We start from the raw sequence: 8142 nt of genomic DNA on the forward strand, positions 1-8142 counted from the left end.
CGTCGGTCTACTCAGTTGACCATCTGGGTCTACTTCGTTGCCCGTGTGGGTCAACCTAGTAGACCGTTTGGGTCCACTAGGTTGACCTTTGGGTTATGCGATGGGTCCACTAAGTTGACCGTCAGAGTCCACCAAGTTGACCGTTTTGGGTCTACTAAGTTGACCTTCCTGGGGCACGACGACGTCTTTGACCGAGAGGCCGTAGTACACCTCTTTGCCCACTTTGACCGTCCGGATGGTGCCGCGCTGACGACCAGCCTCAACGCCATTGAGAACGCCCTGCTTCGACATTCCCGTTTCATTCATCAGGTTCTGCAGCGAGAGGGCCGCAGCGTGGCCGCCGAGGTTCCAGCCGAAGGTTTCCCGGACGATGACCAGCGTGACGCGCAGCTCGGCCTCCTTCATCAGCTTCTGAAGCGCGAAAAGCTCGTTGGGGGTCTGGGTGTAATTGGGAGGGCTGAAGCTCACGCGGCCACCGTCCTCGGCACCCAACGCCCGCCCACTGCCATGCAGCGGCACTGCGGAGAGAGCAGCGGCACCGGCACCCCGGGGTGACCCATGACGGCCCAGGTCTTCTTGATCTCGCTCCAGAGACCGTCATGGGCCTCCCAGCCCAGCGTGCAGGCGATCAGGCCGTACTCGTCCCTCTGCCCGTGTCGGCACAGCCCGCAGACTTCACCGCGCAGCTCACTTCCCTCCCGCGCTTCCCGCACGGCGACAGGGGCCGCAGCGGGCGCAAGGACAGGAACAAGTGGCGTCAAGATCTGCGGCCCTTCTGTGAGCAGGAACGCCTCGTCGGCCTCCTTGCACTTCCACGTCTGGTACTTCGGATTCTGAAAACCAGCGTCACGCGCAATGACTTCGCACTCCTTGCGGCTGGGCAGACGTTCGCCGTCGCGCCAGAGAATGACCTGGCGTTTCTCGCCGCGCAGGGCCACCTTGACGTGCAGGCCGCTCATCAGCTTCCGGTGGACGGCAGCTCTCCGCTCGGCGCTGGCCGTGAACATCTCCTCGAGCAGCCTGGGCAGCATCGGGTCGGACTGGCGCTTAGTCCGCGGCATCGGCAGCCACCTCCTCGACGACATTCACGGCAGGCAGCACATTCACGCGGGCGAATGGCCCGAACAGCGCCAGGGCCGCCGCGTTGTAGGCGATGGCGGCAAGAACGGGATGCGGGAAGAGGCCCAGGTAGAGCTGCGCCCCGTCTTTGGTGATGGTCGCCCGCCACTGGCCTTTCCAGCGGGTGACGCCCTTGTAGCCGCTGCGGTTGTTCTTGTGCCGGGCACGGTTGAAGGAGTTTTCCTGCTGGGTGCAGACCCGCAGGTTGGCGCGGCGGTTGTCGAGCTTGTCGCCGCTGACGTGATCGCTGACCGCGCTCGTCGGTCAGAAGCTGGTGCATGTCGCGCACCCGGCCCGCCGTGCCCGCTTCCGGAATCCGGGTGCGGGGGTAGCCGTTCTTGCTCAGGTGCCAGCGGTACTGGGAAAGGAAGGCCACGTCGGCGTCGTCGCACAGAGCGACCTTCCCTTCCCCCCGCTTGCCGTGCAGGGGAAGCTCAGCCATCAGGCCACCGCCCTCGCGCCGCCGCTCCACTGCGTAAACAGCGCCGCCGAATCCGGGGCGGTGAGCCGCGCCAGGACGCGCTGCGCCTCGGCCTCGGTCAGCTCCTGGGTGGAGGTGAGGACTTCTTCCCGTCCGGCCAGCCACGTCACGAAGCCCAGGCGACTGGCGCGGTCAAGGTTCCAGCGGCGGGTGACGTGCTGCGCGAGGCGCTGCTTGGTCGCCTTGCTCACGCCGCCGCTGGCCGGATCAGTAAGGGCAGGCGACACTGAGTCGCCCTCCGATTCGGCTTCCCGGCCCGACGCCTCCAGGCGCGGCGGGTGGATGGCGCCCAGCGCGGCCTTGAGGTGCTTGTAGACCTCGCGCTGAGCGTCCACGTCTTCGGGCAGCTCGTGGCGCAGTTGCTCGATGGCCTGACACAGGTGGGCGCCGCCCGCGCTGCGCTCGTGGTCGGGCCGCGCCCAGTCGGGCAGGGCCGGGACCTGTCGGGGCTGGCGCTTGTGCTCGTCCCACTCCACCCACTGCTTCGGCAGGTCGTAGAGGTAGCGCCCGATGCCGAAGTGGACCGCGCAGCGCTTCAGGGCGTCACTGCACGCCGCCTTGTACGAGTTCCCGGCGTCGCTGCTGGGGTCGCCCTCGCCGAAGTCGGTGCGCGAGACGCCGAGGACCGTCAGCGTGCCGCGCACGGTGGGCACCTTGGCGCCGGGCACTTCGGCGGCGTCAAAGCTCCAGTTGTCGGGGCAGATGGCGTCGAGCTTGTCCATGACGGCGCGGGCGTCGACGAAGGGCATCATCAGGGCGCGGGTCTTTTCTTTGTTCATCGCGCCGGGCTTCCACGTCACGAGGTGGGCGGGGAACGGCGCTTGCAGGCGCTTCTGGATGTCACTCAGCTTCACGGCGGGCCTCCTCGAGGTCAGACGGCTGCGGGGGCTTCAGCTTCCCCAGGCCCCAGGCCAGGAAGCCGCACACGGTCAGGGTGGCGAGAGCGAGAACGAAGCTCATCGCCGTCCCTCCAGGGCGTCCCAGCGCTGGGCCTCGGTCAGTTCCACGTCGGGGCGTTCCAGCGGCTGGAACTCACGCTGGGGCTGCTCCGTCGGCGTGCCGCACTTCGGGCAGGCGGGCAGGTCGGAGGCGTAGGGCTTGCGACAAGCGGGGTAGACACACCAGACGGTTCGCTCTGTGGTCATAGGCCCACACCGCCGTGCGTCTTCTTGTAGTCGTCCAGGCTGCTCAGCTTTTCCATCAGGCCACCCGGCGCGTTTTCCCAGGCGTCCCAGCGCTTCTGGGCCACCTTGCCGATGCGGCAGTACTCGTCGAACAGGTGCAAACTCAGGCCACGCGCCCGCTGGTATTCCTCCCAGCAATGGTCTTTCTCGGTGACGCTTTCAGGCTGAGGCTGCGGCGCGATCAGGTGGTCAATCAGTTGGCCCAGGGGAAGGGGCTGCCCCTGCTCCTGGGCAGCCTGGAGGAGTTCGGCAGCCAGCTTGATCTTGCCCTCGGCGGTCTTGGGGAGCTTCATGCCTTCACCGCCTTCAGCACGCCGCGCCAGGGACGGCGAGACGCCCGCAGAAGATGCCCGCCGCTATAGCCGCTGGCGTCACGGCGAAACTCGTTGCCGCGCCCCGGCGTGTGCGGGAAGTTGATGGGCGCACGCCAGAGATGGACGCCGTAACGCTCCTGCAGGGCTTCGATGGTCGCCTCGACTTCGCTATCCAGGCAGGTCACCATGCCGACGACCTTCTGGTTGCCGCCCTCAGTGCGAGTCAACCAGCCAGGAGTAATGAAGAGGCGCTGCCAGCCCGGGCAGGCGCAGTCCTTTTCAGGCCACACGCGGTGACGGAACAGTCGGCGCTTGCCGAGCTTGCTGGTCAGGGCCAGGGGGTAGGCGTCCTTCTCGAACGCATTGACCACCGTTTCCAGCACCGTCTTGAACGGTGGGGGGGTGGTCACGAGGGTGGGCCTAGGGAGCATGTTCACGACGCCCTCCCGCTCTCATAGGCGGCATGAATAAGGTGCCAAGCATCCTTTGCATCACCCCAACCGCCTGCACGCTTGTACTTGGGATTGAGGGTAATTCCCGTCATCGCGGGACAATCCTGAGACGCTTTCACCCAAACGCTTCTGGGGCTTTCGGCGTCACCAAGCCAGAGGAAAACCACAAAGTCGGAATCTTCCTTGTATGACTTTGGATACCAGTGACCTAGAAGTGAGTGTCTGATAGGGCGGGTATTGAAATACGCGACCCTGCTCCCTCCAGGCTTGATTTCAGCCTTTGCCGCCGTCTTGACCTCTATACGCAGCTCACCGCAGAGGATGTCAAACGGGTGGCGCTGAGGCATCACTTGTGCGGGCAGCCCAAGCTCTTGCAACTTGTTCGCTACCCATGCTTCACCGATATCGCCAATCGCCTTGGTTTGCCCTGTTGGAGCAATTCCCTCTTTGTCGAGCCAAGCGCAAACGGTTCGATAAGCAAGCTTGGTAATCTTTGAAATCTCAAGGCGCGATAGTCCCTGCCGACTCAAAGCCAAAACACTGCTGCGTCTTGTTGAGTCTGGTACTTTCCGTGTACTCTGCATTCGATACTCCTTTCCCCCGCTGAGCCGTTGCATCGGCTATGAAGCGGGGGATGTGTTTTTTCAGCGCGGTTGCCCGTGCTGCCCACGTTCCGAGAACGGAACGGTCAGGGTGAGGTGAGTGGTCATGGCCTCGACGCTCGCCTTGCTGCGTTCGTCGAGGTACGCGTCAAGGTCAGTGCGCCGAATACGGATGGGGCCACCTGGAAAGACCGTGATGGTTTTCAGCAGGCCCGCGCCGGTCAATTCGTAAACCTTGCTCCGGCTGATGCCCAGCAGTTCGGCGGCCTGATCTGGTTTGAGAACCAGCAGTTCAGCGGGCGAGAGGCGGCGGGCGGCAGTCATGAAACTTCCTCCTGAGATTCCGCATGCTCGTTACGCGCCTGGACTTCAGGCACGGGCTGAGTGGGGGAAGTGGTCTGCTCTGCGCGGGCCAGCAGGAGGCGCTGCGCCCGGGCAACAGCCAGTCGTCCCTCTGCGCTGGGCGCAGGAATGTGGTGGCGGATGACGAGAGATTGGGTCATGAGTGGTGAACTTCTTTTTGTAGATGAGCGGGCGCAAGGTTTTCAGACGGCGTGCCCTGTTCGGCTTGACTGCTGTTATCGGAGATACCCGCCAATTCTGCTAGTAGTTTACTAGGAGAATTGGGGAGTTTTTTTGAGAGACTCAAAGCGTATGCGGCTGCATCTTCCAGAGAGATGCGGTGTCTACCCTGTTCGTGTTTTTCAAGCCTAGCGAGGCTAACTCCAGCGAGTTGGGCAAAATCCTCGCGGTTTAGCCCAGTGGCATCCCGTAGACGTTTAAGGATAGTCATATTCCTAGTAGTTTACTGAGAGTATTTAGGGTAAAGATGAGTGGATTTTCATTCTGCCCCGCTCGCCTGAGCTAGTAGGATTCTACTAGAGATAAGGCGACATGTCAACAGTTTTCTACTAGGGGGAACCTACTATCAGGTAGTAGCGTAGTGCTATGGCATGTACGGGGCATTGCTTATGACCAAGACGGCTAGGCCGTCAAAACCTGCCTGGGCTATCGCTCTCAAAAAGCGCCGAGAGAAGATGGGCAGTCAGGAAGATGTGGCGGCACGCGCCGACGTTTCTCAAAGTCTGATTAGCCAGATTGAGCGTGGCGTGCAGCATCCGTTAGGGGTAAGCGTTGAACGTTTTGGCAGGTTGCTGGCCGCACTTGAATGGTCTTCATCTGAATTTTCTAGAGAAACAGGCATTGATCTGTCAGTAGACATTCTGCTTAAAAAGGAAGGCGATAAAACTTATGAGGTTATCCAGGTGAAGCGTTCTGCCCCCCTTCCACCGGGTCTGGAAGCCGCCATCAAGATTTACGGCAAGCGGTTTGAAGATCTCCAAGACCCTGTCTGGCAGCAGTATCTGGCAGGCTTTAACTGGCGTAGTGGTCAGCCCCAGAACCCTGAAGCGTGGCTTGACCTTTACCGCGACCTAGTCCGTGCGGGCGTCGAACCTGGGGAGGCGTGAGTCATGCGCGATGCTACGCGGGCTGCCATTGAGTTTGCTCAGCGTCTTCACGCCCAGCATGACTTCGAGACCGATCCCGAGAGGCTGAGTCATCTGCTCGGTATCCGTATCATTCTCGGAAAAGAAAACCGCGCCGCGCATGGGCCGCCCAGCATCATCACTAGAACGCCTGACGCTTACGCGCCGCGCCAGCGCTTCACCATGCATCACGAGATTGCCCACATCGTCATTCAGCGCAGCGGCTTGGAGGATGCGGTCAAAGCCGAGGTAGACCCCGACGACGCTGACGACCATCTAGAACTGGTGGCGAACTACATAGGAGCGCTGCTGGTGATGCCTGACCCGCTCATCATGACCAGCCTGGAGCGGCACGGCCTGACCCCTGAGGCGATTCTGGACATCCGGGACCGGGCGCAGGTGTCCTTTGCGGCGGCGATTCGGCGCTTTACGACCGCAAACGTAGACGAGCCGACCACGGTATTTATCAGCGGAGACAGCTACGTACTCGACCTTGCAAGTACTGACCCGTACAACAGAATTCAGCGATACCAGCGGATGGCAGATGCCCGCGCTGAATTTCCGAACGCCGAACTTCTTACCCTACGCCAGTACATCAAGCCGAGAACAATTGGAGTGCTGACGTGGTGAGGGGCAAGAGGCAGGCATGGGCCAAGCAGCAGCAGGAACTCGCTGAACGTGCAGAGGCATTGCTGCAAACGTACAAGCCCCCATCCGAAGATGGGGACCTGTCTGAGAGAAATCTACCTCAAGGGCTTGACAGGGTCAAGCGAGAGGAGTAAGCCATGACCCGCGCCGCCATCTACACCCGCGTCAGCACCGAGGAGCAGACCGAGAACTACAGCCTCGAAGCACAGGCCAGCATCCTGAAGGCCTTTGCTGACCAGCAAGGGTCTGTCGTCGTCGCGGAGTACGTAGATGCTGGTCAGAGCGGCACCAAACTGGAGCGCCCTGCCCTCACCCGCCTGCTCGCAGATGCCCAGGCAAAGCAGTTCGACACCGTACTGATTTACCGACTCGACCGCCTGGCCCGGCGCACCCACCTGGCCTACAGCATCATCCAGCAGCTCGCAGACTGTGGCGCGGGCGTTCGCTCCTACAGTGAGCCGCAGATTGACAGCACCACACCGATGGGTAAGGTTGCCCTGGGCGTGACTGCCATCTTCGCTGAGTTGGAGCGCGACACCTTCTTGCAGCGCAGCAAGGACGGAATGCGTAAGGCCGTCGAGAAGGGCTATTACACGGGCGGGATTGTGGCCTACGGGTACAAGGTGGAAGACCGGCGGCTGGTCATCCACGAGGAGGAAGCCGAAGTCATTCGCATGATTTTCGGCTGGTGTGTTGAGCGGCGCTGGTCGAACATCAAGATTGCCGCAGAGTTGACTCGCCTGAATATCCCACCGCGCTACAGGCGAGATGGGCGTGGAATACGTGGCGTGGCGACGGCCCACTGGTGGCGCGCAGGTGGCGTACTGCGAATTTTGAAAAACACCAGCTACAAGGGTGAATATCGCTACGGCAAGCGCGGTGGTCTTGCGGATAAAGGGGAGGCACGGATTACAGCGGCAGCTTGCCCTCAGATTATCTCCCCCGAAGTTTGGGAAGAAGCTCAGAAGGTTCTGGCCTCCAACCGCCTGACTGCGTTGCGCAACGCTAAGAACGTCTACATGCTCAAGAGCCTGATGAAGTGCGGCAACTGCGGCTGCACCTATGTCGGCACCAGAGGCAGCAAGTGGGCGGGGTACCGCTGCGGCGGGCGCTCCAACCGTGCCAGCATTCCCAAAGCCACAGGCCCCTGCACCAACCCCAACATCCCGATGGCGTCCATCGAAGGCCCGATCTGGGAGCGCATCTGCAGCATCATCAACGACCCCGAGCACCATCTGGATCAACGGCCTCTCAGTATCATTCCCGCCGAGCTGCCGCACGCAGAGAAGGCCCTCGCTCAAGCTCAGGCCAGCCGCAGCCGCCTGACCGACCTTTATCTCGACCCGGTTGCCGGAATGAGCAAGACCGACTATCTCAGCCGGGCTGCCACGCTGGACACCCAGATTGCAGAGCTTCAGAAACGGGTGAATGTCCTCAGCGACAAGGCGCAGCAACAGGCCGACGCTCAAGCCCAGGCCGAGAGTCTACGGGCGCTGGCCGAGCGGTACCGGGACTTGCTGACTGACGCCGACGACCTGACGCGCCAGCAGCTGGCTCATGCTCTGGTGCGGCGGATTACCGTGCAGAAGGACGGGTCTGTGGATGTGGAATGGGCGGTTTGAGACTCGAGTCCGAAGGCGCGCAGGTAGGGTGTGATTGTGGTTTGCACGGGTGCCCCTGTGGGCATTTCGGTGACCCTGAAAAGCCCTGCACCTGCACGCCCAACGAGCGCACCCGGTACGCGGCGAGGCTGAGCGGCCCGCTGCTCGACCGCATAGACCTGATTGTCAAAGTGCCCAGATTAACGGTGGACGAACTCACCCGCGCTCCGGAGCCGGAGGGGTCGGAACCCGTT

12 protein-coding genes and 2 pseudogenes are annotated in these 8142 nt (G+C 62.0%); 4 read left to right on the top strand and 10 right to left on the bottom strand.

Annotated features, from left to right (window positions below; translation table 11 throughout):
• Positions 1-93 precede the first annotated feature (93 nt).
• The 10 genes and pseudogenes from Q4C89_RS12585 to Q4C89_RS12625 all read right to left on the bottom strand — a co-directional run bounded on the left by Q4C89_RS12585 (position 94) and on the right by Q4C89_RS12625 (position 4945).
• Positions 94-468, bottom strand: coding sequence for a hypothetical protein (locus tag Q4C89_RS12585; protein WP_303102968.1), 375 nt, complete (start codon positions 466-468; stop codon positions 94-96).
• Positions 465-1061 (bottom strand): hypothetical protein, encoded by a 597-nt coding sequence (locus Q4C89_RS12590; protein WP_303102969.1) that lies wholly within the window; start codon positions 1059-1061, stop codon positions 465-467. Before Q4C89_RS12590 ends, Q4C89_RS12585 begins: the two co-directional genes overlap by 4 nt.
• Positions 1048-1356: pseudogene (locus tag Q4C89_RS15195) on the bottom strand (hypothetical protein); the annotation flags it as partial. The pseudogene Q4C89_RS15195 and the gene Q4C89_RS12590, both read right to left, overlap by 14 nt.
• Positions 1357-1875: 519 nt before the next feature.
• A pseudogene (locus tag Q4C89_RS12595) lies at positions 1876-2454 on the bottom strand (Rad52/Rad22 family DNA repair protein); the annotation flags it as partial.
• 102 nt (positions 2455-2556) lie between these two features.
• Positions 2557-2745 carry a hypothetical protein gene (locus Q4C89_RS12600; RefSeq protein WP_303102970.1) on the bottom strand — a complete coding sequence of 63 codons (189 nt, stop codon included), beginning with the start codon at positions 2743-2745 and terminating at the stop codon, positions 2557-2559.
• The gene (locus Q4C89_RS12605; protein WP_303102971.1) at positions 2742-3077 is read right to left on the bottom strand and encodes a hypothetical protein; all 336 of its coding nucleotides are present in this window, start codon (positions 3075-3077) and stop codon (positions 2742-2744) included. The genes Q4C89_RS12600 and Q4C89_RS12605 overlap by 4 nt, the downstream gene beginning before the upstream one ends.
• On the bottom strand, positions 3074-3535 hold the full coding sequence (locus Q4C89_RS12610; protein ID WP_303102972.1) for a hypothetical protein: 462 nt from the start codon (positions 3533-3535) through the stop codon (positions 3074-3076). The genes Q4C89_RS12605 and Q4C89_RS12610 overlap by 4 nt, the downstream gene beginning before the upstream one ends.
• Complete coding sequence (locus Q4C89_RS12615; RefSeq protein ID WP_303102973.1) at positions 3532-4134, bottom strand: hypothetical protein; 603 nt, start codon at positions 4132-4134, stop codon at positions 3532-3534. Before Q4C89_RS12615 ends, Q4C89_RS12610 begins: the two co-directional genes overlap by 4 nt.
• Positions 4135-4194: 60 nt before the next feature.
• Positions 4195-4476, bottom strand: coding sequence for a helix-turn-helix domain-containing protein (locus Q4C89_RS12620; protein ID WP_303102974.1), 282 nt, complete (start codon positions 4474-4476; stop codon positions 4195-4197).
• Between the two features lie 175 nt (positions 4477-4651).
• Positions 4652-4945, bottom strand: a complete 294-nt coding sequence (locus Q4C89_RS12625) for a helix-turn-helix transcriptional regulator (protein ID WP_303102975.1) — start codon at positions 4943-4945, stop codon at positions 4652-4654.
• 178 nt (positions 4946-5123) lie between these two features.
• On the opposite strand from Q4C89_RS12625, the gene Q4C89_RS12630 reads away from it, so the two are divergent.
• From Q4C89_RS12630 to Q4C89_RS12645, 4 genes are all read left to right on the top strand, one after another.
• Positions 5124-5621 carry a helix-turn-helix domain-containing protein gene (locus Q4C89_RS12630; protein ID WP_303102976.1) on the top strand — a complete coding sequence of 166 codons (498 nt, stop codon included), beginning with the start codon at positions 5124-5126 and terminating at the stop codon, positions 5619-5621.
• Positions 5622-5624: 3 nt separating this feature from the next.
• Complete coding sequence (locus tag Q4C89_RS12635; protein WP_303102977.1) at positions 5625-6269, top strand: ImmA/IrrE family metallo-endopeptidase; 645 nt, start codon at positions 5625-5627, stop codon at positions 6267-6269.
• A gap of 155 nt (positions 6270-6424) precedes the next feature.
• Positions 6425-7909 (top strand): recombinase family protein, encoded by a 1485-nt coding sequence (locus Q4C89_RS12640; RefSeq protein ID WP_303102978.1) that lies wholly within the window; start codon positions 6425-6427, stop codon positions 7907-7909.
• Between the two features lie 41 nt (positions 7910-7950).
• A partial coding sequence (locus tag Q4C89_RS12645) for an ATP-binding protein (RefSeq protein ID WP_303102979.1) occupies positions 7951-8142 on the top strand: 192 nt, incomplete at its 3' end.

The sequence above is a fragment of the Deinococcus sp. genome (assembly GCF_030523985.1).
GTDB lineage: Bacteria > Deinococcota > Deinococci > Deinococcales > Deinococcaceae > Deinococcus.

Excerpts from the sequence above, each read along its gene's own strand:
- Q4C89_RS12590 (WP_303102969.1), bottom strand. The coding sequence starts at position 1,061 with ATGCCGCGGACTAAGCGCCAGTCCGACCCGATGCTGCCCAGGCTGCTC.
- Q4C89_RS12600 (WP_303102970.1), bottom strand. The coding sequence starts at position 2,745 with ATGACCACAGAGCGAACCGTCTGGTGTGTCTACCCCGCTTGTCGCAAG.
- Q4C89_RS12605 (WP_303102971.1), bottom strand. The coding sequence starts at position 3,077 with ATGAAGCTCCCCAAGACCGCCGAGGGCAAGATCAAGCTGGCTGCCGAA.
- Q4C89_RS12615 (WP_303102973.1), bottom strand. The coding sequence starts at position 4,134 with ATGCAGAGTACACGGAAAGTACCAGACTCAACAAGACGCAGCAGTGTT.
- Q4C89_RS12620 (WP_303102974.1), bottom strand. The coding sequence starts at position 4,476 with ATGACTGCCGCCCGCCGCCTCTCGCCCGCTGAACTGCTGGTTCTCAAA.
- Q4C89_RS12625 (WP_303102975.1), bottom strand. The coding sequence starts at position 4,945 with ATGACTATCCTTAAACGTCTACGGGATGCCACTGGGCTAAACCGCGAG.
- Q4C89_RS12630 (WP_303102976.1), top strand. The coding sequence starts at position 5,124 with ATGACCAAGACGGCTAGGCCGTCAAAACCTGCCTGGGCTATCGCTCTC.
- Q4C89_RS12635 (WP_303102977.1), top strand. The coding sequence starts at position 5,625 with ATGCGCGATGCTACGCGGGCTGCCATTGAGTTTGCTCAGCGTCTTCAC.
- Q4C89_RS12640 (WP_303102978.1), top strand. The coding sequence starts at position 6,425 with ATGACCCGCGCCGCCATCTACACCCGCGTCAGCACCGAGGAGCAGACC.